Source organism: Aromatoleum buckelii (genome assembly GCF_012910785.2).
In the GTDB taxonomy this organism is placed as follows: Bacteria; Pseudomonadota; Gammaproteobacteria; order Burkholderiales; family Rhodocyclaceae; genus Aromatoleum; species Aromatoleum buckelii.
The window spans coordinates 1-22,723 of sequence record NZ_WTVH02000001.1; the positions used below are offsets into that span (position 1 = coordinate 1).

The following is a 22,723-nucleotide window of genomic DNA, read 5'->3' on the forward strand; positions in this document are numbered from 1 at the left end:
GTCGAGAGAAGATGACCGAACGGCTGTGGCCGGGACTTGGCGTTCGGCCGGCACTGGACGCGGCAGCCAGTACCCAAATTCGTTCGAACGGCCGCTCTGTCCGCCTCCGACGGACTGGGCCCGCATCACCCGTGCGGTGATCGATAACCTTTAAAAGTTGCCATAAAGGACGGGGATCACGTTAGCCCCCGAATTGCCGCTTTGATATGCTCATAATGTGAATTCCGCAGCTTTTCGGGGACTACTACTGTCGCCCTGCAGCGCAGGCACCCTCGACGAACAGCGATACCACTGTCGCGAACTCCTGCTTCAGGTCGAGCCGCCGATTCGTGATCCAGCGCATCAGCGCGCCGAAGTACAGGTAGTGGAAATAGGTCGCCAGTTGTTCGGCCGGGCGTGTCGCATCGAGTTCGCCGCGCTGCTGGGCCGCAGCGATCAGCAGCGTCCACATCTGCACCATGTCACCGCTGTCGGCGGTTTCGGCATTCGGCTCGAAGCTGGCGAACTTGTAGCGGATATAGGGCAGCAGATAGTCGGGATGACGCTCGCACCACGCAGCCGACTCCGCCAGTAGTGCGGAGACGTTGGCGCGGAAAGAGGCGTTCAAATCAAAGCGGAAATCGAGGCGAGCGAGGTCTCGCGCCAGTTCGCCTTCCAGCAGATGCGCCAGCACCGCCTCCTTGGCCGGGAAATACTTGTACAACGTGCGCTTGGAGACCTCGGCGGCGGCGGCAATCTGCTCCATCGTCACGGTCATGTAACCAGCGGCTTGAAATAATTCCCCCGCAGCAGCGGCAATGCGTTCCATCAGGCGCGCCTTCTTCAGCGGTCGCAGGCCACCGGCGAGCGCGTCGGATTGGTTTTCCAAGTCGATCGGGGAGGTCATCGCCGGGGAGTATAGAGAATGTTAAAGTATACGACGTATACTTTTAGGGCGTTTCCATGAAACTGCTGATCCTCACGTACGGGACCGAAGGCGACACCCGGCCGCTCGTCGCTGTTGGCCACGCGCTGCGCAGGAGCGGCCACGCTGTCCATCTGCTCGGCGATGCGCGCGCCCTCGGCTCGGCCAAAGAACTCGGCCTGGCCAACTCGGCGCTGCCCGGCGACGTCCGCCAGTTGTTCTCCGAATGGAGCCGCCACGGACCAAAAGGCACGGCCAAGGCACTGGTGGAATTGACCAACGCCAACACCCGCGCTTGGACGGTTCAAACCTTGGCGGCTGCCGAAGGCTGCGACGCCATCCTCACGTCCGGCTTGGCGGGCTTCATCGGTCTATCGGTGGCCGAACGCCTGAGCATCCCGGTCATCGGCAGTGGAATGATTCCGCTCACGCCTTCGCGCGAGTTTCCTTCACCCTTCCTGCCCGCAGGTCTGGTGCCGCGCTGGCTCAACCATGCCAGCCTCCGGGTAACGAACCAATTGTTATGGCTTGCCTTCAGAAAAACCCTGAATGAAGCGCGCCAGAGGGTGCTTGGGCTACCGCCACGTCGAGATCTGCCGATTGAACATCCGATGCTCTACGGCATTTCACCGACGATCCTGCCACAGCCTGGGGATTGGCCGGCCCACGCGCGTCTGTGCGGCCAATGGCAGACGTCGATCGCCGACTTCACGCCACCACCGGAACTTGCCGACTTTCTCCACGCCGGCCCGCCGCCAGTCTATGTCGGCTTCGGCAGCATGGCCGGGATAGATGGGCCACACATGGCAAAAACGCTGGTGACTGCGTTGGCCGGTCGCCGCGCACTTTTCTACCCGGGCTGGAGCGGCATGGACAACATCGCGCTGCCTGACAACATCCTGCGCATCGGTACCACTCCGCACGATTGGCTGCTCCCGCGCACTAGCGCCGTCATCCATCATGGTGGCTCCGGTACGACCCATTCCGCCACCCGCGCTGGCAAGCCCTCGGTCGTCATTCCATTTGCCGGGGATCAAGCCTTCTGGGCCGAACGCCTGAATCGTCTGGGCGTCGCGCCGCCAGCACTCGATGCGGCGAAGCTGGAGGCCGGGCTGTTGGGGAAGGCGATAGGCTTTGTTGAAGGCAAGGGGGTCCAGAAGCGGGCAGCGCAGCTTGGCGAGCAGATGGAAAAGGAAGATGGGCTGGGTGCGGCCATGGGCGAGATTGAGAAACTACTAGGTACTGTTCACATATAGCGATATGAAATCACAGCACACACGACGCGCACGAAGGCCATGTAGGTCGCTGCGAGCTTGTCGTGGCGGGTGGCGATATGTCGAAAATGCTGGATGCGATTGAAGAAGCGCTCGATCAGGTTGCGCGCACGGTAAGCGCTGCGGTCGTAGCGAGGTGGAATGACTGCTTTCGCCCCTGCAGTATGGATGCTGTGAATCAGGGCATTAGCATCGTAGCCCTTGTCGGCCACGAGACTGACACAGGCGATACCGGTGATGAGGTCGTGCGCACATTCGATGTCGGCAATCTGACCGGCAGTCAGAATCATGCCCAGAGGTTTGCCAAGCGCATCGACGGCAAAGTGAAGCTTGCTCGTCAGCCCTCCACGGGAGCGACCCAGCGCCAGCGGTCCTACTTTTTTTGGGTGCCCGAGGCGTGCCGGTGGGCACGAACGATAGTCGAATCGATGAACACCTGCCCCAGATCGCGCTCACCGGCCAAGGCAAAGGCGATCCGGTCCCACACGCCCGCATCGCGCCAGCGCGCGAAGCGCATGTATGTCGAATGCCAGTTGCCGAACTCCGGGGGGCAGATCGCGCCACGGGCTGCCCGTGCGCGCCAACCGCAACACCGCCTCGACGAACAGCCGATTGTCTTTGGCTGTGCCCCCCGGTCGCCTGATTTGCCCGGCAACCGCTCTTCGATTGCTTGCCACTGCTCATCCGTCAGCACCATCCGAAGCATCCTGATCTCCCTTCAAAGATCAGGATGTAAACACAAATCAGCAAATGAACAGCCCCTAACCTTCTCGTAAATATTGTCATGCCAGGAGACAATATTTACGAGAAGGTTAGTAAATGCCGTTGGATGGCCGTCGACGGTGTTGAAGCCACGACGCCTTCGACTTCACCGCACTCATCAATTCTTCGGCGTCCGCGGAATCACGACGACGAAAGTTGTCCCGTCCGTTTCAGTCGACGTGACGCTGACGGTCCCGCCGTGCGCCACCGCTATTCGGCGGACAATGTAAAGCCCGAGGCCCAGACTTCCCGGTGCCCTTGGCGCCTCGGATGGGGCACGATGCAACGGTTCGAAGATGTCCTTAAGACGGGCCGGATCAATCTTGGGACCCTCGTTATGGACCTCGATGCGCACATGCTGCTCGCCCCCCTGTGCGCTCACGCAGATCGTGCCAGATGGAGTTCCGTGCTGCACGGCATTTCCGACGAGGTTCGAAATCAGCTGACCGATACGCTTACGATCCACGATGGCGGCGGTATCGCCCGATTCGACGAACCCCAGCGAATACGTCGGATGGGTCGCAGCAATCTCGGCCATAACATCTTTGCAAATCTGCGCCACGTCGGCGTGCTCGAGCGACAGATGGATCAGTCCGTGGAGGCGACTGCGCGAAAAATCCTGTAGCTCGGCGAGCATGCCCGCCATGCGCAACGCTGAGTTGGCGATCCGTTTTGCCGCGGCGCGCTCGGGGTCGGGCAATAAAGTCGACTGCGCCAGCATTTCCGACGAGGACACGATCGAGTTCAGGGGGTTACGCAAATCGTGGCCGATCGACGCGGTAAACAGGTCCGACTCCCTTTCGAGCGTCGTCGCAAAGCGGACCACTGACTCGGCGAGAACCTGGTCTACCGCTTCGTTGAAGCGCACGAGCTGGGCGACGCTCTCGGCGTCGACGCCGGCCGAGTCGAGCCACATGCGTGTGACCGCAGCGCGCAGCGCGCGGTACTCGGAAACCATTTCCGAAAACGTAAAGTGATCAACGGCACGCGCCTTGCCGTGGTCGTGTGCCGCGCTGTCGGCTCGGTCAGCAAGTTGCAGTCCCCGACCGATCGACTTTTGCCGCTGCTGCGCCCGCGATTGAGGCGTTTCGATGTCTGCCGCAATGAATTGGAGCATCCGCTCTGCGTCATCGCGAAGGGCCGTCACTGTCATGAGCCGCCCCGGTTGCAACGAGCGTGCGAACTCCTCCCATTGCTTCAAGATGGGCTCGATGTTATCCAGGATGAAGGTCGAAAGTTTCACGCTGCAAACCTCGCCAAAGCACTCGCCTTCTGCGTGAACGAAATCAGTGGCCGGCGTCGACGATGGCAGGTACGTGCCTTGCCTGTACAGAGGGAGGCCAGTTTACTCCCCAGGAGCGGCAATGCGTATCCTCGTGATCGATGACGACGTAGACGGAGCGGACGCCTTGGCGGCCCTGCTGACGCAATCTGGCCATGACGTCAAGGTCGCTTATGAGGGGACTCAAGCGCTCGGTCTGTCCTTCGCGGCAGAGGCGGCCATCGTGGACCTGACCATGCCGGGCATGGACGGCTTCGAGCTCGCGCGAAGGTTGCGGGACGCGTATGGAGCCAGCCTGCGCTTGATCGCTTTCTCGGGTCACGATGACGATGCAACCAAGCGACGCGTCCAGATTGATTTCGACGGTTACCTGCGAAAGCCCGCAAGCCTCACCGACATTTCCGCCGCCCTGCAAGGTTGAAACTCGCACACGAGGGTCGATAATTCCTCAGGGTATTGCGGCCGGAACGCGGTGGCTGCAAGCCATATGCAAGGAAACTTCCGCCTCCCCGCGAGCGCGGGTCACGCCAGAAGCGCCAGCGCTCGGGTCAACTCGCCGGCGGCTGTCTCTTTGCAACCCGAAACATTCTGGCCGGCCCACAGGGGAGAGAAATCACCGCTCCCCCAGCTTTCCGCTTTCGACCGCAACGGAACCGATGCCGATGCTGCCATTGGGAATTGCGGCGCCTGCGGGTTCATCGGACCGAGCTCTCGTATCAGGCGATTTACGATGCCCCGCGCAGGCCTGCCGGTGAAGACGTTTGTCAGCGCGGTGACGCGGGCCGAGTCGCTCTTCAGCGCAGCGCGATGAATCGCGCTGGTTGTCGCCTCCGGACACAGCATGTAAGCCGTACCCACCTGCGCGCCAGCCGCACCCAAGTCCATCGCCGCCCGGACGCCTCGCGCGTCGGCAATGCCCCCCGCGGCGATGACCGGGAGCCGGACTGCACGAACAATCTGTGGCACCAGCGCGAAGGTGCCTACCTGGGTATCGACGTCTTCCGTGAGAAACATTCCACGGTGCCCGCCTGCCTCGGCACCTTGCGCGATGATCGCATCGACACCCTGTGCTTCCAGCCAAAGCGCCTCTTCAACGGTCGTTGCCGAGGACAGAATCTTGGCCCCGACCGCGCGAACCCGGGTCAGCAATTCCGGAGCGGGCAGTCCGAAATGGAAGCTCACCACGGCCGGCCGGTAGGCGCAAACAAGGTCCGCCATCTCGTGGTTGAACGGCATCCGCGCAGGACCGGCTGGAACGTCGGCGGGGTCCATCCCGAACTCGGCGTAGTAGCCTGCAAACAGGGCGCGCCACGCTCGGGTCTTGATCTCGTCAGGCTCGGGAGGGCGATAGCTGAAGAAGTTGAGGTTGAACGGGCGAGTCGTCCGTGCGCGCAGGGTATCGAGTTCCTTGCGCAAGATGTCCTTGGAGAGCATCGCACAGGGGAGGGAGCCCAGGCCGCCGGCATTCGAGACGGCAATCGTCAGCGCACTGTCCTGCACGCCGGCCATCGGCGCCTGGATGATCGGAAGTTCGATGCCAAGAAGTTCTTGTAACGACATGCTCCATGTCCCTTCACGTTGATTGCTGCTTCGGCGCCGACGCAATGCCATCACGCCAGAGCCAGATGGAGGTGGTTGCCAGCAGCAGGCTGGCTGCTGCGCTAGCCAGGCTCAGCGCGTCCCATCCGGCAACGCGCGTGTCACCGATCAGGCGCACGAGCAGCGGGCCGGCGATTTGTCCCGCTGCAAAGCCGGCGGTCATGCGGGCCAGCAGCGGCGTCGGGTTCGCGGGCATGCGTTCACGCGCCAGTTGAAGACCCGCCATGGTGGTGACCATGAAGGTGCCGCCCACCAGAACCGCAGAGGCCGCCAGCACCCACAAGGCGGGCTGCAGCAGCGGTAGCAGGGTGCCCACCGCCATCACGCCCTGTGCGATCGCCCAGACCTTTCTGCGCGACCAGCCATGCAGCCTGTGCGCGGCAAAGGCTACCGAGAGTGCCGCCGCCGTACCGAAGATGGGCCAGGTGAGCCCGAACACGAGCGGATCGGACACCAGTTGCCGCGCCATCGTGGGCAGGAAGGTCGCGGGAACGATGTAGCCGAAGCCGAACGCGCTGTAGCAGAGCACCACACCAAGATTTCCGCTTCCGACCGACGGCGCAGGGCGCTTTCGGACGACAGCGATGGCGGAAGGCGCCGACGCGGCGGAATGCCTCGGCAGATGCCACATGACGTAGAGCCCTCCGGCAATGGCCAGTAACCCGAGCTCCACCCACAGCACCCCGGCTGCTTGGGTACCGCCCAGCCACGTCATGACGCCGGTTACCGCGATCCCCAGCCCCACCCCGTGTAGATCCATCCCCCAGCGACGTCGAGTTGCGACGCGCCAGCTCGGGCAGGCACCAGCTACTGGCGCATACCAGCACCCAGGCGCTGAAGATGCCTGCGCTACCCCGGAGGATCATGCCCAGCCACGGCAACGCAACGTTGCCCCAAGCCATCGCGAGGGTCGTCGCGGCAACACCGACCAGCCCAATCTGCAGGCCATGCCGAGGACTGCGCGCAAACCACGACGCGCTGATTGCGCCGAGGAGGTAACCGACGTAGTTCGCGGTCGCCCATTCCGTCCCCGTCACAGCGTCCAGGCTGCCATCCCGCACCATCAGCGGCATCATCGGCGTGAACGCGAACCGACCGATACCCATTGCAATGGCCAGTGCGACGAGGCCGATCAAGACGACCGATCCAGCCTGGATCGATGATGAAGAGCGTGTATTCATGGCGAGATTAGACTCCCGTGGGCTAGAATCGAAAAGTGAATTTAACGAAACAAACGTTCACGTTATGAGAATAATCAACCTCGAAGATCTGCACATCTTCCGCTGTGTAGCCCTCGAGGGCGGCGTGCTGCGTGCGGCAGCGCAGCTCAATCGGGTGCCCTCGAACGTCACGACCCGCCTCAAGCAGTTCGAGGCGCGACTGGGTACGCAACTTTTCCGCCGACAGGGGCGGAACGTGGTGCTGACCGATGCAGGTCGTCTATTGCTCAGGCACGCTGAGCGTCTGTTGAGACTGGCCGACGAGGCCGAGCAGGAACTCTGCCATGGGGTGATACGTGGCTCCCTGCGCCTGGGTGCACTGGAGAGTGCTGCCAGCGTGCGGCTGCCCGTCATCCTCTCGCGTTGCCACGCGGCGCGCCCCGAGACACACGTGGAACTTCAGACTGGAACGACCGGGGCACTGCTTCGCCAGCTCGACAATCACCAGATCGAGGCAGCCTTCGTATCCGAGCCATTCGAACGGGCTAGCCTCTCTTCGGTCGTCGCTTTCGAGGAAGAGCTGGTCCTCATCACGGCACAAGGCAGTCCTACCATCAGCAGCCCACAGGATCTCGCCGACAAATCCGTCGTGGCCTTCCCGCATGGCTGCTCATACCGGCGTCTGCTGGTCGACTGGTTCTCTGCAGCGGGCGTCACGCCGAGTCGATTCCTCGACCTCGGCTCCTACCACGCCATCGTGGCCTGTGTGTCAGCCGGAACGGGTGTTGCCATCATGCCGACGAGCGTCCTCGACCATGCAGTCATCGGCACATCCGTCCAGCGACACGCTCTGCCGAAGGCGATCCGGACTAACCGAACGCACCTGGTGTGGTCAGGCGATCCAAGCGGGCAACTGAGAGCGTTGCTTGAAATGCTGCAAGTCGGTACGTAGCCGGTGTCGGAAAGTGGGCGCATCCAGGGCATTCGACCGGGGAGCGCTGATCGACAGCATCGGCAGAGGATGAGGTGGTCAGCCTGCAGGCGTCCGGCAGATTGATGATCCGAAAGCCGACTTCGACCGTGCAAACATCATCAGGCAGGTCAGGTTCGGAAGCACTCCGTCACCATTACTCGACGGCCGCCATTCCTGATCGTAGCTTCCCGCCGCACGACCACCGGGTTTAGGGGGAAGGGCGCTTCCCCGGCAACAGTTCAAACCCCAGGTGCTGCGTCAACGCGTCGTATGAGATGGGCCTGCCCAAGCGAGCTTCATCAGTGTTGGGCAGCCAGTGCGCCCACGCACGGTTCTTGGTAGCGTCATACACGAGCTTGTACACATGGGTCGGTACCGCGACGGGACTGGAGCCAATGGTGGCTTGGTGCCCTTGCCATGCCGGGCCTGTAAACACGTGAACGGTCGAGCCGCTGCGCTTCACGTAGGCCCGGGTATCCCGCTCGACTTTGGCCCAAGTCCGCCTGTTGTTGTTCGGCGCCTGGGGAACCACGTTCGCCAACGAAAAACTCTGCGCCATCGCTTGAGCGGTTGGCATGTCAGCTGCCGGCGCCATGTGACCACGGTCGAAGCCCGACCGGTGGTAATCGTCGAGGTGCGCGCGCTCTAATCTGGGCAGGCGGGCGTCGGCGAAGAACCGATTGGTCCGTTCCTCGTCGTCCGCGTCGGTCAAGCTTGCGCGGGTGAGCTTCTCCACCACGAACAGCGGCGTGCGGGTTTTGCCCGAATGCAGAAGTGCGAACGCGTCGTAGCACAGTTCGCGCAGCTTCCAATCCGCGGACCGCTTGATGACCGGAGGGGGGCCCGGGAAAGCGTCCGGGCAACTGCGAAAGCCGTTGCCTGCGGCATAGTTAGTGGTTGTTAGCAGCAGGGCGGCTAGGGCAACGACGGAACGCGTTCGCATACGTTTTCGTGGGTCAGTCTTGGGCGGGGGGCGCCACCATAACCCACTGGACGACCGCAGCGTCGACGAGAGGTGCCGCCTACAAACGGGCTAAGTGTTCTGCGGCATCGCGATCTGAGTGTACCCCAGGAGAATTCAACTTGAAGACGTCATGATGATGGGGTACCTTGGCTGCGCTATTGGCGTGATCGAGCCCCCTGCGGAGATATAAATGCGCGCGTTGATTCTGGCTCTTCTAATGGCACTCGTCAGTCTCGCAAGCCATGCGGAAGAAGGCTCTTGCAGTGCTCGATCTGCCGAGAAGAAGCTGTCAGGCGCCGCCAAAGCGAGCTTCATGAAGAAGTGTTCGCGGGACGCACAAGCGGCTTGCGAAGTCGCGGCGACCGAGAAGAAACTCGCGGGCGCTGCACGTGCCAGCTTCACCAAGAAGTGCGCGCGCGATGCCGTCGGGAACTGAGCTGCCTTGAGCCAACTTACGGCAGGTAGCCGAAGCCCCTCGGCTGATCGTTCGTGCGGGGAGCTTTTTTGGCAGCCAGCTTCTGCGGTCGCCTTTCAGGTTGCTTTTCCGGCTGTTTAGGCATCTCCCGCAGTTCTGCGACTGTCACGATCATCTGCGCGTCGGAACCGTATGCCACCTGAAGCAGGATCTTCACCGGATTCGGGATAGTGCGCCCGGATTCATAGCGAGATGCCCCTGACTGCGTGATGCCGAGGCGCATCCAGAATTCACTCTGGTTCAGGCCGAGCATTTTGCGTCGAGCGACAACGTCGGCGTTTGTCTGGAACCAAAAATTGCTGGTCTTCGCAGGCGGCATGTGGCGGTCCTAGCTGGTGGATGTCGAATCGTCGGATATTCTATCGGCATTTGATGCGTCGTTGCGACATCGACGATCTCCCCTGGCTCTTTTCGTGCAAACGATCTGACCATGGCCATGGGAAGCGTCGTGCGGGCATTGCTGTGGTGGGACGTGCGACGACAGTCCGGCAAGCGCCGAACCTAGGGCGGGACGAATTATTACTTTCGTACTACTCGCACGTATCTGGATGCCGCCTGCCGTGGCATGATGCGTCGCTCATGCCCTCATCACGAAGTCATTGCAAATACGTCATGAATCTCGACCAGCTCACGCTCCCCCAGCTCAAGCAGTTGAGCGGGCGTATCGACAAGGAAATCGGAAAGCGCCAGTCCGCAAGCAAGGCCGTCGTCCTTCGCAAACTGCAGAAGCTCGTCCGCGAGCACGGCCTGTCGCTCGACGAGGTGATGGCAAGCCCCGTGGTCGCAACACCCCGGAAAGCTAGATCGAAGACGGCTGCACCCGCCAAGGCGCCCCTGCCGGTGAAGTTCCGCCACCCGAACAACCGGGAACTGGCTTGGTCCGGACGTGGGCGAAAACCCCACTGGGTCGAAGCGTGGCTTGCGAACGGCGGCTCGCTCGATGCGCTGGCAGTGGCGGCGCAAAAGCTCGCGCGGCAGCAGCCTGATGTCGCCTGAATTTGCTGCGAGACCGGATCGGTGACCCTCCGACTCGCTTCTCCCTACGCTAGAGCCTGCCCGGGGCGGCAACCAGAAGCGTCTCCGCGCACGGCCTAAGCAGCGCCCGCAGATCGGCCTTACTTTCGGCCGCGAGCCACGCCTCGGGGGCGTCGCCATCGAGCACCACCACCGTGCGCTTCTCGTCATCCGGTTTGTGAAAGCGGCGCATGAGCGGATGCGTCTCGGCATTCACCGTGAGCAGCGTGAAGGACCAACTCGGCACGCCTGCCTCCCACGATTTGCGCTCCCACAACCCCGCAATCGCCATGGGGGCGCCATCGGCCCGGGCAATGCGCCACCAGACGGCCTTGCCGGTCTCGTAGCACGGCTCGTAGATCGCCGCGGCCGGAACGATGCACACCTGGCGCTTGTGCCAGGCGCTTCGGAACGAGGGTTTCTCGGCGACCGTCTCCACCCGGGCGTTATAGGTGCGCTTGGCCAAGGCCCGCTCCTTGGCCCAGATGGGCAGCAGTCCGAAGGTGCCGGCCACGCACGACCAGCCGCCGCCTTCGGGCGGCTGATAGATCATCGGCGCGGCACTGCCCGGATAGGCGTCCTTGTCCTCCAGCGGGAGTTCAGGCGGTGCGACGCCAAAATGCGCAAGCTCCGCACGCCGAGCAGGTCGATAGTTGGAACACATGTTCGGAATCCTCCCATCATGGCGGATCGGGACGCACCGCTGCGATCCGCCGGCCCGCATGGCACGGCCCCGGAGGGGCCGGGCGAGCGTCTCGCCCAATCAGTCCGCGAACACCGCGAGGCTCGACGGCCTGAGCAGCTCCGTCATGCCTTTTTCCTTCCAGGCTGAAGCGCCCATGCGAAAGGCTTCCTCGTAAGCCCAGCGCGCGACCCGGATCGAGCACTGCGGATCGACCACGAACCCTTTGTCGGACAAGGCCTGCCCGATCTCGTTGCCGTAGCGCCCGAAGCGCTCCATCCAGGCTTCCAGGTGGCGGCCTGCCGCGAGCATCTGGCGCTTGTCGTTGTTGCAGCCATGGTGAGCCAGCACGAAATTGTGGGCCGTGTCCCGTGGGTAGCGCGACCACGGAATGAAGTGATCGACTTCGGCCTGGCTCGTGATCCGCTCACGGCAGTAGAAACAGCGATGCGACTGCAGCGGCCCGAGCACGCGGGCCACCTCGGCAAGCGGCGCGCGGGGGGCACCGAACATGAACGTCTCGAGATCGTCCCGCCAGCCCAACATGGGCGCGTTGAGCCGGTTGCCTCGCACGTGCTCGACCCAGCCCGCCCGGGCTAGTTGCTGGATGAGTACGTGGTAGCGCCGTAGGTTGAAGGCGACACCGGGCTTGAGGCGGACGAGTCCTCGTGGACACGGGTAATCGTAGAGAAAAGGCTCGAGCGTGCCGCCGAGCATCTGCAGATGGCGCAGCGGCATGGCGCGCACAATGTTTGCCACCGTGCGTAGCATCCCCTCCCACTCCGGGTGTTGTCGGGCGGCACCATACTGGCCCTGGACCTCACGGTGGATCGGCGCGAGGTGCTGGACGATGGCGGCTTGGGCGCCATGGTTCTGGTGTAGCACCGCGGCCTGCGCGCCTGCCTGCCCCGAGCTGTAGACGGCCAGCTGCCGCCAGTAGAGCTCGGCGAACTTCTCGGCCACGGCCGTGAGCGGCAGTTCGAGCGCCGCGCCGCTGTCGTCGCCCCATTCGACCGCGAGCTCGGCCAAGGACAGGAGCAGCGCGAACTTGTAGGTGGCGGAAAACTCCCCTTCGCCAAAGAGGCGCTGGATCTGCTGCAGAAACCGGATCTGCGCCTCGGCGCAAGGCACGCTCATCGGGGTGTCCAGTAGTCGGCCTTGTCGGGGATGACCCAGCGCACGCCTCCGCGCGGGTCGTTCCGGTCCGCGTGATAGCGCGGGATGAGATGGATGTGCAGATGCGGGATGGTCTGGCCCGCCGCCGCCCCGTCGTTGATTCCGATGTTGTAGCCGTCGGGATGCAGCGCCTTGTCCAGGCGGCGCTTCGCCTCGTCGAGCAAGGCAAGCAGGGCGTCCCGCTCCACGCCTTCGAGATCGAAGTAGGAGGCGATGTGCCGGCGCGGGATTACGAGGGTGTGGCCGGGGGAAACGGGATAGCCATCGCGGATCACCACCCCGTGCATGTTGGAGAACTCGATGCGCTCGGGGGGCAGGGTGCAGAATGGGCAGGCGGGCATTTTCATCCTGATAGCATACCGTCGAAGACGTCCCGGGTCACCTTGACGCGAGGCAGTTCAATCACGTTTGGTCACGCTGGCTGAAATGCTCCGGCGGCCAGAGTGACGAACGCGGCAGGCGTGCCGGTTGAGACGGTTGGACGGTAGCCATACCTTCCTTTACAGGGCTAACCGCAAGGCATGCACGGGAGGGCGTGGACACGGATCGCTCTTCGGAGGAGGCGATGACAGTTTTGTCCTTCCTCCACGATGCGCTGATCGCGATCAGGCGGCAGGGGTGGCCGGGCTAACGTCCTTAGCCCTCACGAGAAATTATGAAGCGGAGGAGAAACGGTTGCCTGACACCTGTCTGACAGTCGCTTACCGGGACAAGGACGCCGTCAAGGCGCTCGGGTCGCGCTGGGAACCGCGGGGCGTGCAAGTGGTTCGTACCCGAGGGCAGGGCGCTTGAGCCCTAAGAACCTGTTCAAAGTCTCTGGAGTAATGAGAACGTTGAGGGATGAGGAAGAGCTATCCGAGCGACATCAGTCGCGAACAATTCGAGATCATCCGTCCGCCGCTGGAGAGTGCGCCCAGGAAGACCTGTCCGAGGCGCCTGGACCTGTACGAAGTGTTCTGCGCGGTGTTGTACCTGCTCAGGAGTGGCTGCCAGGGGCGCATGCTGCCCGAAGGGTTTCCCAAATGGCGCCCAATGCACGCGTACTTTGCCATCTGGAGCGAGCCGTGCAAGGGTGGGAGCCTGCTGGAGCAGGCTTTAAAAAATCAGGTTGGCGACTGGATACGGCGGCCCAGAAGGGCTATGACGCGGCAAGAAGGTGTCGGGGATCGAGCGCCACATTACGGTCGACACCCAAGGCTTGCCGTATGCGAGGGCGGTGAGCACGGCTGAGGTGACGGACCGCAAGGGGGCGCTCCAGGCGGCTGCGTTGTTGCAAGCCTGGGCTCGAGCGGGTGCAAAGCGTGCTGTGCGACAGCGGCTATAGGGGCCAGCCCTTCGCGCAGGGCGTGACGGTGCAGATCGCCAAGCGCCGCGAACCACCGCGTTCAAGGTGATGCCCAAGCGCTGGATCGTCGAGCGCAGCTTTGCCTGGCTGGAAGAAAACAGGCGACTATGGAAGAACTGCGAGCGGCTGCTCAACACCAGCTTGCAGTTCATCCACCTCGCATTCCTGGCCCTTTTGCTCAATAGACTTTGAACAGGTTCTCGGCGACGTACGGTGCCTCTCGGGCCGATGCCGCGCCCGATTCGGACGTCTAGTGGCGTCCCCGCCCCGGCGACACGGTTGGACTTAAGGGCACCTCGAATAACCCGAGGTTTTCAATGAACCCCGGTGCGACACGATGACCGCGACCGAATTCGGTTCAGTTCCTTCGGCAAATCACCGCTTCTTCCCGCGGTGTCGCTCAGTTTTTGCCTCGAATCGCCTCGGACATCGGCGATGCGGCCCATTTCGGGCGTCAGAAGGCCTCGATTCCGGCCTTCCTGAAATAGACCAGCCGCTTCAGGTTGTAGCAGGCAGCCATCATCGTCATCGCAAAGTTCGCCCGCGCCTGACCGATGGTGCGCAGCAGCTTGCCGCCCATCTGCTCGATGGCCCCGAACACGTGCTCGACCCGCGCACGCGTCTTGGCGATGCGTTTGTTGCGTCGCTGCTGGCACTCGGACAGCGGCTTGTTGCGCTTGCCCTTCCGCTGGATCTGGTTGCGAAAGCCGTTCTCCTTGAGCCTGGCTTCACGCTGCTCGGACGGGTAGCCCCGATCGGCATAGACATCGCGGCTCGTGTTGCGCGTGTCGAAGACGTTGTCAAAGTGCTGGCTGTCGTGCGTGCTGGCAGTATCGGTCTCGATTCGGCGGATGATCTTGTACTTCTTGTCGATGTTGATCGACAGCTTGTAGCCGAAGTAGCTCTTGCCGTGCTTCCTGGTCCAGGTCGCCTCAGTATCCTTCTGGCGCCGCTTCGCCGGGCGCCACGAGGCGGGCATTGCGCCTTGCTCGATCAGTTCCTTCTCGCCGCGGCGGTTGTGCTGCTTGGGCGCCGGCACCAGCGTCGCGTCGATGATCTGACCGCCGCGCGCGATGAACCCCTTCTTGAGCAGCTGCGTCGAGACCCCGTCGAACAAGGCCTTCGCCCCCGCTTCACCAATCCGGTTCTCGAAGGTCCACACCGTGGTGCGATCCGGAACGTTCGTCGCATTCGCCAGTCCGCAGAAGCGCTTGTAGCTCATGCGGTCGAGCAACTGGTACTCCATCTGCTCATCGGACAGGTTGTACAGACGCTTCAACACCAGGATGCGCACCATCGTCTCGGTCGGGTATGGCGGGCGCCCGCCCTGCGCACTCACGAGTCGCGGCGCAATCATATCGACCTCGGCCGCCAGCGCGGGAAAATCGATATGCGATTCGATCTCGACCAGCGGGTCACCCAGCGTGTCGATCTTCTTGCAGTGGGCATCAAAGGCAAACAGGTCGGTCTTGATGGCGCTGCGCGGTTTCATCGATGTCGGCTGTGGCGAGATTGAGGACGCTGTAATTTTACCAAGGGTGGGCGAGTCGAGGTTTTTCGAGGCGCCCTTAAGCTTTATCCTGGGCAGCACTCATGCCATCAAAGTGCTTGTTGATCCAATTTTCTGTGCTGCCGCCCCGGCTCGGTTCAAGGACCGACAGCTGATGACACGATCGAGGCAGGCCGCCAGCCAGAAACTGTACGTTTCGGGGCGCTTGCGGACGTCGACCGTCAATTCCGTCAAGTCCACCCACTTCCAGTCGTCGGCCTCGTCCGGATTCAATACCGGACGATCGTCATGGTTGCCGAAGAACACGTGATCAAATTCGTGTTCGATGAGACCGCTGCCGAACTTTGTCCTGTATACAAAGCTGAACGCCTTCTTCAGTTCGCAATCGACGCCCATTTCCTCCCGCAAGCGACGACGCGCGGCATCGGCGCTCTCCTCGTTCGGGCGGGGATGGCTGCAGCAGGTATTGCTCCACAGTCCGCCCGAATGATATTTGGCTGCCGCGCGCCGTTGCAGCATCAGCCGGCCATGGGAATCGAACACGAATATCGAGATGGCGCGGTGCAGCGCACCGCGTTGGTGGGCCGCCATCTTGCCTGCGAAGCCGACCTTATTGTCATGCTCGTCCACCAGAATCACTTGATCTTCCATTTGGCCTCCTGCATACAGGATAGAGAAATGCAGTGCCTACCGGGAATCCGGCATCACCGGAATTCGAGGCGCCACCATCAGACTCCGTGCCTAATGCAACAGTCCGGAATATGAACTGATTTTTGGCAGTGATACTGGCAATAGAACGCTGCATATCAACAAATCTATGTCTCGAAGTCAGCGTTGACAAGGCGGAAGTGACCGATAAAATTCCAAAATGTGGAATTATGAAAGGGAACTTCCCGATGAGCGACAGCAATGGCCCTGGCACGGGGACCCAAAGCATCCAGCGCGCCGCGCACGTCTTGCGGATCCTCGCTTCCCGCAATGGCACGGGATTACGTCTGGTTGACATCTCGTCGCATTCGAGGCTTGAGCGGCCGACTGCCCACCGGATATTGAAATGCCTGATTGCCGAAGGCCTGGTCAAGCAGGATGCGCAGACGCGCCGCTATTTTCTCGGGCATCTGGTTTTCGAGCTTGGACTTGCTGCCTCATCGAGTTTCAATCTGCGCGATGTTTGTCGGCCGGTCCTCGCAAGGCTCGCCGAAAAGACCGGCGACACAGTATTCCTCACGATACGAAGCGGGTTTGATACGGTATGCATAGATCGCGCCGAAGGTTCCTTTCCGATCCGCACGCTCACTCTCGATGTCGGCACTCGACGCCCTCTGGGGGTGGGGGCGGGCGGCCTGGCGCTGCTGATGTCCTTGCCGGATCAGGCCATTGACGACGTCGTTTCCGCCAACGCTCTCAGGTTGGGGGCGTACAACAACCTCACGGTCCCCGCGCTGATGCGTTTGCTGAAGCGGTGCAGGGAGCTGGGTTACGCGCTTAACGACGCCCGTATAACGCCCGGCGCCACTTCGGTCGGGTTGCCGATCCGCTCCCGCTCGGGAGAGCCTTTCCTTGCGATCAGCATCGGCGCGATCTCCAGCCGCATGACCGACGAGCGCCAGAAGGAGCTGGTTGCGCTGATTCGGGCCGAAATCATCAATCTCGAGGCTGCCGTAAGCGACACGGCCCGCCCTTGAGGCACGCTCTACACACGTAAGCAACCGGATTCCCGGGTGTCCTGGCGACACCCGAGAATCCATTCGCCCATCATTTTCGCGTCCGTCGATAGTCTTGCCGACGTTGAATGCGCTTGCGTTCCCTGTTTGTGCAGGGAGGTGGGTCGCCCAACGGGCCGGCCTCGTAATCCGGCCGGCCGACTGCGGCAGGTTCCTTCGCAGAACCTGCGCAATTCAACTCCGCCTCTCATTTCCCCTGCAAGGCGTCCGATAACAGCAGTCCAAAATATGGAATAAAAAGTCCGAAATATGGATTGTCTGCTGCGGTATTCCTCTCTAAAGTTGCTTCAAGGCCACAGTTATCACGAATTAAGTGCAGAGCCAGATTGTTAAAAAGGTCCGTATTATGGACTATCAGCGGTCATCTGGAGTTGTACTGATTCCTTGAGCGAGGGGCATATGAAAAGACTGATAGTGGGGATCACTGGGGCGACGGGGGTGGTGTTCGGGGTTCGGTTGCTCGAGGCGCTGCAGGGCACCGACGTGGAGACGCACCTGGTGCTGAGCAAGTGGGCGATCCAGACGATCGAGCACGAGACGTCCTACACGGCCAAGCAGGTGCGGGCGCTCGCCGCGGTCGATCACGTCGAAGGCAACATGGGCGCGTCGATCTCGTCGGGCTCGTTCGTGACCGAAGGGATGGTGATCGCGCCGTGCTCGATGAGGAGCCTCGCGGCGATCGCCCACGGCACGGGCGACCACCTGGTGCATCGGGCGGCCGACGTGATCCTCAAGGAGCGGCGTCGCCTGGTGCTCGTGACGCGCGAGATGCCGCTCTCCGACATCCATCTCGAGAACATGCTCAAGCTCTCGAAGATGGGCGTGACGATCATGCCGCCGATGCCGGCGTTCTATAACCACCCGCAGACGGTCGAGGACATCGTGGATCACGTCGTTGCCCGGATTCTCGATCAATTCGGCCTGCCGGCCGAGTTCGCGCGGCGCTGGGAGGGGGAGATGCGCAACCGCAAGGTTGCCAATCTCCAGCCGCAGAAGTAATCGCACATACCCCAGAAATTCCCGAGTAAAGCAACCTGGAGGCAACACGATGAACGATCTGGCAACGAAAGAAATCGATGCGGTGGCCCTGCGGGCCGGGGTCAAGGACCTGCGTGAAGCGCTCGAGTGGTTCCGCACCCAAGGCTACCTGGTCGAGACCGACAAGGAAGTCAATCCTGACCTCGAGATCACCGGTCTGCAGAAGATCTTCGACGGCAGCCTGCCGATGCTCTTCAACAACGTCAAAGGCATGCCCCATGCCCGCGCGATCACGAACCTCTTTGGCGACATCCGTGTCGTCGAAGGCCTCTTCGGCTGGGAGAACTCGCTCGACCGGGTCAAGAAGGTCGCGCGTGCGATCGACCATCCGCTCGCGCCGATCATCATCGGCCAGGACGAGGCGCCGGTGCAGGAAGAGGTCATCACCGATGACCTCGACGTCAACAAGTGGCTGACCGCGATCCGCCACACGCCGCTTGAGACCGAGCTGACGATCGGCTCAGGCATCTCGTGCGTCGTCGGCCCGTACTTCGACGGCGGCAGCCACATCGGCTACAACCGCATGAACTTCCGCTGGGGCAACGTCGGCACGTTCCAGATCTCGCCCGGATCACACATGTGGCAGGTGATGACCGAGCACTACAAGGACGACGAGCCGATCCCGCTGACGATGTGCTTCGGCGTGCCCCCGTCGTGCACCTTCGTTGCCGGCTCGGGCTTCGACTACGCGATCCTGCCCAAGGGCTGCGACGAGATCGGCATCGCCGGCGCGATCCAGGGCTCGCCGGTGCGCCTCGTCAAGTGCCGCACGATCGACGCCTACACGCTCGCCGACGCCGAGTACGTACTCGAAGGCTATCTGCACCCGCGCGACAAGCGCTACGAGACGGCCGAGTCGGAAGCGGCCGACGTCCAGGGGCGCTTTCACTTCCACCCGGAGTGGGCGGGCTACATGGGCAAAGCGTACAAGGCGCCGACGTTCCACGTCACCGCGATCACGATGCGCCGGCGCGAGAGCAAGCCGATCATCTTCCCGCTCGGCGTGCATACGGCCGACGACGCCAACATCGACACCTCGGTGCGCGAGTCGGCGATCTTCGCGCTGTGCGAGCGGCTGCAGCCCGGCATCGTGCAGAACGTGCATATCCCGTACTGCATGACCGACTGGGGCGGCTGCATCATCCAGGTCAAGAAGCGCAACCAGATCGAGGAAGGCTGGCAGCGCAATTTCCTCTCCGCGATCCTGTCGTGCTCGCAAGGGATGCGCCTGGCGATCGCGGTGAGCGAAGACGTCGACATCTACTCGATGGACGACATCATGTGGTGTCTGACCACTCGCGTGAATCCGCGCACCGACATCCTCAACCCGATCCCCGGCGGGCGAGGCCAGACCTTCATGCCGGCCGAGCGCATGACCTCGGGCGACAAGCAATGGACCGCCTCGAACACCCAGTTCGAAGGCGGCATGGGGATCGACGCGACCGTGCCGTTCGGCTACGAGAGCGACTTCCACCGCCCGGTGTACGGCGTCGATCTGGTCAAGCCGGAAGCCTTCTTCGGCGAGGGCGACATCAAGAAGATGCGCTCGCGCATGGAAGGCTGGGTGCTGTCCCTGGCACGCACGGGACGCTGACCGCTGCTGCCAACACAAAGGAGTCCGTGATGCTTAACGCATACCGGGTCCTGGATCTGAGCAACCGCACCGGCTGGCTCGCCGGTCGGTTGCTCGCCGATCTCCGCAACTGTTGAAAGGGCGTGATTCTCGGCAGCGGTCGCTGCAATCAACCCAGGAGTGTCAGACAGGAGCGCCGGCGGGAGATCAGTCCTGCCGCCGGAACTGCCGCGCAACTCGTGCCGCCCCGGCACGGCCAGTCGCAGGTGAAACCAGTGAGCGGAGGACGGGAAGACTTAACCTGCGCCCAACTCCCGCCCGATATCAGCCTTTCCGGCTGGATTAAGGTGAAGAACAGGAGTGCCACAACTACAACAATAGATTCTTTCAGCATGTCATGCGCGGCGAAGGGAGTATCGCAATACGGTTCGGGCGAATGCCGGATGTTTCGGTGAAGGCGTTGTTTCGCCCGCGTGTGGGTTCGCAGAAAGAAGACGTCGCGCTCGGACATCGCTTGTGCAGAGTTGCAACGTCGAGGAACGACAAAGGAGGAGTAATCGATGAAAACAGCATGTCTGAGATTTTTATCGGCAACCTGTCTTGCGGTGTGGGCGCTCAACTGCGTCGCCACCGACTCGACCGAAGTTCGCGTCGGTATTGTCAATTCCAGTAGCGACGCCGGTTTTCTCATCGCTGACAAGAAAGGTTATTTCCGCGAGGAGGGGCTGGAAGTCGTATTCACTCCGTTCGACTCGGCGGCGAAGATGATTGCTCCACTCGGCGCCGGTCACCTTGACGTCGGCGGCGGCTCGCCGTCCGCGGGGCTCTACAACGCAATCGCTCGCGGCATCAGCATCAAGATAGTTGCCGACAAGGGCTCGACGCCACCGGGATACGGCTATCAGCCGTTGCTGGTGCGCAAGGATCTGGTCGATAGCGGGCGATTCAAGGAGCTGAAGGATCTAAAGGGCATGAAGATCGCCGGTAGCGCTCCCGGCAGCGCATCGACATCCACTCTCAACGAGATGCTGAAGAAGGCGGACCTGAAGACGGCCGACGTGGAGCGCGTCTACATGGGTTTTCCTCAGCACGTGATGGCGCTGCAGAACGCGGCGGTTGACGCGGCACTGACGACCGAGCCGTCCGCAACCCGGGCAATCCAGAGCGGCGCGGCCGTGAAGGTGCTCGGCGACGACGAGGCGTATCCGGATCATCAGCTCGCGGTCGTGCTCTATTCCGGCCCGTTCGCACGCGAGAAGCCGGAAGTGGCTCGCAAATTCATGCGTGCTTACCTGCGCGGCGTGCGCGACTACAACGATGCGTTGAAGGACGGAAGGCTCGCCGGGCCGAGCAGCGACGACATCATTGCCATCCTGACAGCGAGTACGGCGCTCAAGGATCCGGCGACCTACCGCCTCCTCAGCGCGAACGGGTGCAATCCGAACGGCAAGGTCCACGAGCCAAGCTTGCGCAACGATCTGCAGTTCTTCAAGGACGAGGGGCTGATCCAGGGCAATGTCGCTGTGGAGCAGGCGGTCGACCACACGTTTGTCGAGGCAGCACTCAAGGATCTCGGCACGTATGAAGCGAAAAGGAGCCTCCAGTGAGCGACGATTCGATCCAGGACGTCCTTGCGCAGGCGGCCTGTGTGGCGAGTGCGCAGACCCCACCGAAAATCCGCATCCGCAACCTCGGCAAGAGCTTCGAGACGCGTCGCGGGCGCTTCGCCGCTCTCGACGCGGTGTCCCTCGACATTCCCGAGGGCTGCTTCTTCATGATTGTCGGCCCGAGCGGCTGCGGCAAGACGACGCTGCTGCGGATTCTCGGCGGGCTCGAGAGCGAGTCGAGCGGCAGCGTTGAGATTGCGCATTCCGGCAGCGGGCGACCCGAGAACTCGATGGTGTTCCAAGGCGACTCACTGTTCCCGTGGATGACGGTGTGGCAGAACGCGGCCTACGGACTCGTGATGCGCGGCCGGCCGAAGACCGAAATCAAGGAGACGGTCGGTCACTACCTTTCGCGAATCGGGCTGTCGCGTTTCGCCGACGCGTTTCCGCACCAGCTGTCGGGGGGCATGCGTCAGCGCGTCTCGATCGCACGGGCATTCGCCAACGATCCCGAAATTCTGCTGATGGACGAGCCGTTTTCGGCGCTCGATGAGCAGAACAAGCTCCTTCTGCAGGAGGAGCTGCTGCGCATCTGGGACGAGACCCGCAAGACGGTGCTGTTCATTACGCACAGCGTTGATGAAGCAGTCACGCTTGGCGATCGCATTCTCGTGATGAGCGCCCATCCGGGCAAGGTGAAGATGGTCGTGAACGTGCCGTTCGAACGCCCCCGGCATGTTCTCGAGCTTCGCGCCCGGCCCGAATACGGCGCGCTCGTCTACAACATCTGGGACGAGCTGCGCGACGAGGTCCGCCGTGCCCGCGCCCAGGATGAGGAGGGGGTAAGGTCATGAGCATCGCAAAGAAGGCGCGCGTTGCCGAGACACGTACGAAAGTGCGATCAGCAAGGAATCGAGACCGATTGATCGGCCTCGTATCGCCGCTGGCGCTGATCGTGTTGTGGGAGCTGTGCGTGCAGTCCGGCGCAATCGACGCGCGCTTTTTTCCCGCGCCGTCGCAGGTGGCCGTGAAGCTCGTTGCATTGGTCGTGTCGGGGTCCCTGTGGACTGATACCGCGGCAAGCCTGACGAGGCTGTTCTGGGGGATGCTGCTCGGCGGCATCCCGGCGCTGCTGCTCGGCATTGTCATGGGACTGTATCGGCCAATCCGCGCGGTATTCGATCCGCTGGTCGCGGCGACCTACCCAATCCCGAAGAGCGCGATCCTGCCGTTGATCCTGCTGATCTTCGGCCTCGGCGAGGCGTCGAAAATCGTCATGGTCGCGACCGGGGTGTTCTATCCGGTGCTGATCAACTCGATGGCCGGTGTCATGGAGATCAACAAGATCTATCTGGATGTCGGCCACAACTTCAAGGCGAGCCGCTGGCAGGTGTTCCGCACGATCGCATTACCGGGGGCGATGCCGCTGATCATGACCGGCATCAAGCTCGGGGTCGGCCTGGGCCTGATCCTGATCACGATCGCCGAGATGGTCGGCGCCAACAGCGGCCTCGGGCACATGATCTGGAACGCGTGGGAAATCCTGTCGGTGGAAACGATGTATGTCGGCCTCATCGTCATTGCGCTGCTCGGTTTCCTGTTCTCGCTCGCGCTTACCGAGCTCGAACGCTGGCTTGTGCCATGGAAGACGGCTCACTAAC

At 62.3% G+C, this 22,723-nt stretch carries 24 protein-coding genes and 2 pseudogenes; 12 read left to right on the forward strand and 14 right to left on the reverse strand.

Features of this window, described 5'->3' with window-relative positions; genetic code table 11:
• Positions 1 to 244: 244 nt before the first annotated feature.
• Complete coding sequence (locus tag GO608_RS00005; RefSeq protein ID WP_169200331.1) at positions 245 to 886, reverse strand: TetR/AcrR family transcriptional regulator; 642 nt, start codon at positions 884 to 886, stop codon at positions 245 to 247.
• A gap of 56 nt (positions 887 to 942) precedes the next feature.
• Here GO608_RS00005 and GO608_RS00010 point away from each other — a divergent pair, with 56 nt between their 5' ends.
• On the forward strand, positions 943 to 2,160 hold the full coding sequence (locus GO608_RS00010; RefSeq protein ID WP_169200332.1) for a glycosyltransferase: 1,218 nt from the start codon (positions 943 to 945) through the stop codon (positions 2,158 to 2,160).
• On the opposite strand, the gene GO608_RS00015 is transcribed toward GO608_RS00010, so the two are convergent.
• From GO608_RS00015 to GO608_RS00025, 3 genes are all read right to left on the reverse strand, one after another.
• Positions 2,151 to 2,546 carry an IS5 family transposase gene (locus GO608_RS00015; protein WP_343316730.1) on the reverse strand — a complete coding sequence of 132 codons (396 nt, stop codon included), beginning with the start codon at positions 2,544 to 2,546 and terminating at the stop codon, positions 2,151 to 2,153. The genes GO608_RS00010 and GO608_RS00015 overlap by 10 nt on opposite strands.
• A gap of 5 nt (positions 2,547 to 2,551) precedes the next feature.
• Complete coding sequence (locus tag GO608_RS00020) at positions 2,552 to 2,875, reverse strand: transposase (protein WP_247002692.1); 324 nt, start codon at positions 2,873 to 2,875, stop codon at positions 2,552 to 2,554.
• Positions 2,876 to 3,058: 183 nt separating this feature from the next.
• On the reverse strand, positions 3,059 to 4,183 hold the full coding sequence (locus GO608_RS00025) for a sensor histidine kinase (RefSeq protein WP_169200333.1): 1,125 nt from the start codon (positions 4,181 to 4,183) through the stop codon (positions 3,059 to 3,061).
• A 121-nt stretch (positions 4,184 to 4,304) separates the two neighbouring features.
• On the opposite strand from GO608_RS00025, the gene GO608_RS00030 reads away from it, so the two are divergent.
• Positions 4,305 to 4,643 carry a response regulator gene (locus GO608_RS00030; RefSeq protein WP_169200334.1) on the forward strand — a complete coding sequence of 113 codons (339 nt, stop codon included), beginning with the start codon at positions 4,305 to 4,307 and terminating at the stop codon, positions 4,641 to 4,643.
• 101 nt (positions 4,644 to 4,744) lie between these two features.
• On the opposite strand, the gene GO608_RS00035 is transcribed toward GO608_RS00030, so the two are convergent.
• The 3 genes and pseudogenes from GO608_RS00035 to GO608_RS19475 all read right to left on the reverse strand — a co-directional run.
• On the reverse strand, positions 4,745 to 5,782 hold the full coding sequence (locus tag GO608_RS00035) for an NAD(P)H-dependent flavin oxidoreductase (protein WP_169200335.1): 1,038 nt from the start codon (positions 5,780 to 5,782) through the stop codon (positions 4,745 to 4,747).
• 13 nt (positions 5,783 to 5,795) lie between these two features.
• Positions 5,796 to 6,566: a YbfB/YjiJ family MFS transporter gene (locus tag GO608_RS00040; RefSeq protein ID WP_281505618.1), complete on the reverse strand. Its 771-nt coding sequence runs from the start codon at positions 6,564 to 6,566 to the stop codon at positions 5,796 to 5,798.
• 88 nt (positions 6,567 to 6,654) lie between these two features.
• A pseudogene (locus tag GO608_RS19475) lies at positions 6,655 to 7,002 on the reverse strand (YbfB/YjiJ family MFS transporter); the annotation flags it as partial.
• A 64-nt stretch (positions 7,003 to 7,066) separates the two neighbouring features.
• Between GO608_RS19475 and GO608_RS00045 the strand changes: the two are divergent.
• Complete coding sequence (locus GO608_RS00045) at positions 7,067 to 7,933, forward strand: LysR family transcriptional regulator (protein ID WP_169200645.1); 867 nt, start codon at positions 7,067 to 7,069, stop codon at positions 7,931 to 7,933.
• Positions 7,934 to 8,162: 229 nt separating this feature from the next.
• On the opposite strand, the gene GO608_RS00050 is transcribed toward GO608_RS00045, so the two are convergent.
• Positions 8,163 to 8,897 (reverse strand): DNA/RNA non-specific endonuclease, encoded by a 735-nt coding sequence (locus tag GO608_RS00050; RefSeq protein ID WP_247002694.1) that lies wholly within the window; start codon positions 8,895 to 8,897, stop codon positions 8,163 to 8,165.
• Between the two features lie 211 nt (positions 8,898 to 9,108).
• Between GO608_RS00050 and GO608_RS00055 the strand changes: the two genes are divergently transcribed.
• Positions 9,109 to 9,354 (forward strand): hypothetical protein, encoded by a 246-nt coding sequence (locus GO608_RS00055; protein WP_169200670.1) that lies wholly within the window; start codon positions 9,109 to 9,111, stop codon positions 9,352 to 9,354.
• A gap of 16 nt (positions 9,355 to 9,370) precedes the next feature.
• On the opposite strand, the gene GO608_RS00060 is transcribed toward GO608_RS00055, so the two are convergent.
• On the reverse strand, positions 9,371 to 9,712 hold the full coding sequence (locus GO608_RS00060) for a helix-turn-helix domain-containing protein (RefSeq protein ID WP_169200610.1): 342 nt from the start codon (positions 9,710 to 9,712) through the stop codon (positions 9,371 to 9,373).
• A 293-nt stretch (positions 9,713 to 10,005) separates the two neighbouring features.
• Between GO608_RS00060 and GO608_RS00065 the strand changes: the two genes are divergently transcribed.
• Positions 10,006 to 10,389, forward strand: a complete 384-nt coding sequence (locus GO608_RS00065; RefSeq protein WP_169200611.1) for an H-NS histone family protein — start codon at positions 10,006 to 10,008, stop codon at positions 10,387 to 10,389.
• A 49-nt stretch (positions 10,390 to 10,438) separates the two neighbouring features.
• Here GO608_RS00065 and GO608_RS00070 read toward each other — a convergent pair whose 3' ends face one another.
• The 3 genes from GO608_RS00070 to GO608_RS00080 all read right to left on the reverse strand — a co-directional run bounded on the left by GO608_RS00070 (position 10,439) and on the right by GO608_RS00080 (position 12,612).
• On the reverse strand, positions 10,439 to 11,071 hold the full coding sequence (locus tag GO608_RS00070; RefSeq protein ID WP_169200612.1) for an SOS response-associated peptidase: 633 nt from the start codon (positions 11,069 to 11,071) through the stop codon (positions 10,439 to 10,441).
• Positions 11,072 to 11,170: 99 nt separating this feature from the next.
• Entirely contained in the window at positions 11,171 to 12,226 is a 1,056-nt protein-coding gene (locus GO608_RS00075) for an HNH endonuclease (protein ID WP_247002696.1), read from the reverse strand.
• Positions 12,223 to 12,612 carry an HIT family protein gene (locus tag GO608_RS00080; RefSeq protein WP_169200613.1) on the reverse strand — a complete coding sequence of 130 codons (390 nt, stop codon included), beginning with the start codon at positions 12,610 to 12,612 and terminating at the stop codon, positions 12,223 to 12,225. Before GO608_RS00080 ends, GO608_RS00075 begins: the two co-directional genes overlap by 4 nt.
• 493 nt (positions 12,613 to 13,105) lie before the next feature.
• Between GO608_RS00080 and GO608_RS00085 the strand changes: the two are divergent.
• Positions 13,106 to 13,802, forward strand: a pseudogene (locus GO608_RS00085) (IS5 family transposase).
• Between the two features lie 262 nt (positions 13,803 to 14,064).
• On the opposite strand, the gene GO608_RS00090 reads toward GO608_RS00085, so the two are convergent.
• Both GO608_RS00090 and idi read right to left on the reverse strand, forming a co-directional pair.
• The gene (locus GO608_RS00090; RefSeq protein ID WP_247002679.1) at positions 14,065 to 15,102 is read right to left on the reverse strand and encodes an IS5 family transposase; all 1,038 of its coding nucleotides are present in this window, start codon (positions 15,100 to 15,102) and stop codon (positions 14,065 to 14,067) included.
• 99 nt (positions 15,103 to 15,201) lie between these two features.
• Positions 15,202 to 15,771 (reverse strand): isopentenyl-diphosphate Delta-isomerase, encoded by a 570-nt coding sequence (gene idi, locus GO608_RS00095; RefSeq protein ID WP_169200219.1) that lies wholly within the window; start codon positions 15,769 to 15,771, stop codon positions 15,202 to 15,204.
• A gap of 245 nt (positions 15,772 to 16,016) precedes the next feature.
• Here idi and GO608_RS00100 point away from each other — a divergent pair, with 245 nt between their 5' ends.
• The 6 genes from GO608_RS00100 (at position 16,017) to GO608_RS00125 (ending at position 22,722) form a co-directional block, all read left to right on the forward strand.
• Positions 16,017 to 16,805: an IclR family transcriptional regulator gene (locus GO608_RS00100; RefSeq protein WP_169200218.1), complete on the forward strand. Its 789-nt coding sequence runs from the start codon at positions 16,017 to 16,019 to the stop codon at positions 16,803 to 16,805.
• 438 nt (positions 16,806 to 17,243) lie between these two features.
• A complete protein-coding gene (locus GO608_RS00105) occupies positions 17,244 to 17,843 on the forward strand; it encodes a UbiX family flavin prenyltransferase (RefSeq protein WP_169200214.1) in 600 nt (199 codons plus the stop codon).
• 49 nt (positions 17,844 to 17,892) lie between these two features.
• A complete protein-coding gene (locus GO608_RS00110; RefSeq protein WP_011255033.1) occupies positions 17,893 to 19,476 on the forward strand; it encodes a UbiD family decarboxylase in 1,584 nt (527 codons plus the stop codon).
• Between the two features lie 539 nt (positions 19,477 to 20,015).
• Positions 20,016 to 21,062 (forward strand): ABC transporter substrate-binding protein, encoded by a 1,047-nt coding sequence (locus tag GO608_RS00115; protein WP_169200217.1) that lies wholly within the window; start codon positions 20,016 to 20,018, stop codon positions 21,060 to 21,062.
• Complete coding sequence (locus tag GO608_RS00120) at positions 21,059 to 21,916, forward strand: ABC transporter ATP-binding protein (protein WP_011255027.1); 858 nt, start codon at positions 21,059 to 21,061, stop codon at positions 21,914 to 21,916. The genes GO608_RS00115 and GO608_RS00120 overlap by 4 nt, the downstream gene beginning before the upstream one ends.
• Entirely contained in the window at positions 21,913 to 22,722 is an 810-nt protein-coding gene (locus GO608_RS00125) for an ABC transporter permease (protein ID WP_211159582.1), read from the forward strand. The genes GO608_RS00120 and GO608_RS00125 overlap by 4 nt, the downstream gene beginning before the upstream one ends.
• The last annotated feature ends 1 nt before the right edge of the window (position 22,723 follow it).

What these genes read in the sequence shown, in the direction of transcription:
- GO608_RS00050 (WP_247002694.1), bottom strand. Translation starts at nt 8,897, where the DNA reads ATGCGAACGCGTTCCGTCGTTGCCCTAGCCGCCCTGCTGCTAACAACC.
- GO608_RS00115 (WP_169200217.1), top strand. Translation starts at nt 20,016, where the DNA reads ATGAAAACAGCATGTCTGAGATTTTTATCGGCAACCTGTCTTGCGGTG.
- idi (WP_169200219.1), bottom strand. Translation starts at nt 15,771, where the DNA reads ATGGAAGATCAAGTGATTCTGGTGGACGAGCATGACAATAAGGTCGGC.
- GO608_RS00010 (WP_169200332.1), top strand. Translation starts at nt 943, where the DNA reads ATGAAACTGCTGATCCTCACGTACGGGACCGAAGGCGACACCCGGCCG.
- GO608_RS00080 (WP_169200613.1), bottom strand. Translation starts at nt 12,612, where the DNA reads ATGAAAATGCCCGCCTGCCCATTCTGCACCCTGCCCCCCGAGCGCATC.
- GO608_RS00105 (WP_169200214.1), top strand. Translation starts at nt 17,244, where the DNA reads ATGAAAAGACTGATAGTGGGGATCACTGGGGCGACGGGGGTGGTGTTC.
- GO608_RS00100 (WP_169200218.1), top strand. Translation starts at nt 16,017, where the DNA reads ATGAGCGACAGCAATGGCCCTGGCACGGGGACCCAAAGCATCCAGCGC.
- GO608_RS00030 (WP_169200334.1), top strand. Translation starts at nt 4,305, where the DNA reads ATGCGTATCCTCGTGATCGATGACGACGTAGACGGAGCGGACGCCTTG.
- GO608_RS00075 (WP_247002696.1), bottom strand. Translation starts at nt 12,226, where the DNA reads ATGAGCGTGCCTTGCGCCGAGGCGCAGATCCGGTTTCTGCAGCAGATC.
- GO608_RS00065 (WP_169200611.1), top strand. Translation starts at nt 10,006, where the DNA reads ATGAATCTCGACCAGCTCACGCTCCCCCAGCTCAAGCAGTTGAGCGGG.
- GO608_RS00090 (WP_247002679.1), bottom strand. Translation starts at nt 15,102, where the DNA reads ATGAAACCGCGCAGCGCCATCAAGACCGACCTGTTTGCCTTTGATGCC.
- GO608_RS00110 (WP_011255033.1), top strand. Translation starts at nt 17,893, where the DNA reads ATGAACGATCTGGCAACGAAAGAAATCGATGCGGTGGCCCTGCGGGCC.
- GO608_RS00060 (WP_169200610.1), bottom strand. Translation starts at nt 9,712, where the DNA reads ATGCCGCCTGCGAAGACCAGCAATTTTTGGTTCCAGACAAACGCCGAC.
- GO608_RS00020 (WP_247002692.1), bottom strand. Translation starts at nt 2,875, where the DNA reads ATGGTGCTGACGGATGAGCAGTGGCAAGCAATCGAAGAGCGGTTGCCG.
- GO608_RS00055 (WP_169200670.1), top strand. Translation starts at nt 9,109, where the DNA reads ATGCGCGCGTTGATTCTGGCTCTTCTAATGGCACTCGTCAGTCTCGCA.
- GO608_RS00070 (WP_169200612.1), bottom strand. Translation starts at nt 11,071, where the DNA reads ATGTGTTCCAACTATCGACCTGCTCGGCGTGCGGAGCTTGCGCATTTT.
- GO608_RS00045 (WP_169200645.1), top strand. Translation starts at nt 7,067, where the DNA reads ATGAGAATAATCAACCTCGAAGATCTGCACATCTTCCGCTGTGTAGCC.
- GO608_RS00125 (WP_211159582.1), top strand. Translation starts at nt 21,913, where the DNA reads ATGAGCATCGCAAAGAAGGCGCGCGTTGCCGAGACACGTACGAAAGTG.
- GO608_RS00035 (WP_169200335.1), bottom strand. Translation starts at nt 5,782, where the DNA reads ATGTCGTTACAAGAACTTCTTGGCATCGAACTTCCGATCATCCAGGCG.
- GO608_RS00005 (WP_169200331.1), bottom strand. Translation starts at nt 886, where the DNA reads ATGACCTCCCCGATCGACTTGGAAAACCAATCCGACGCGCTCGCCGGT.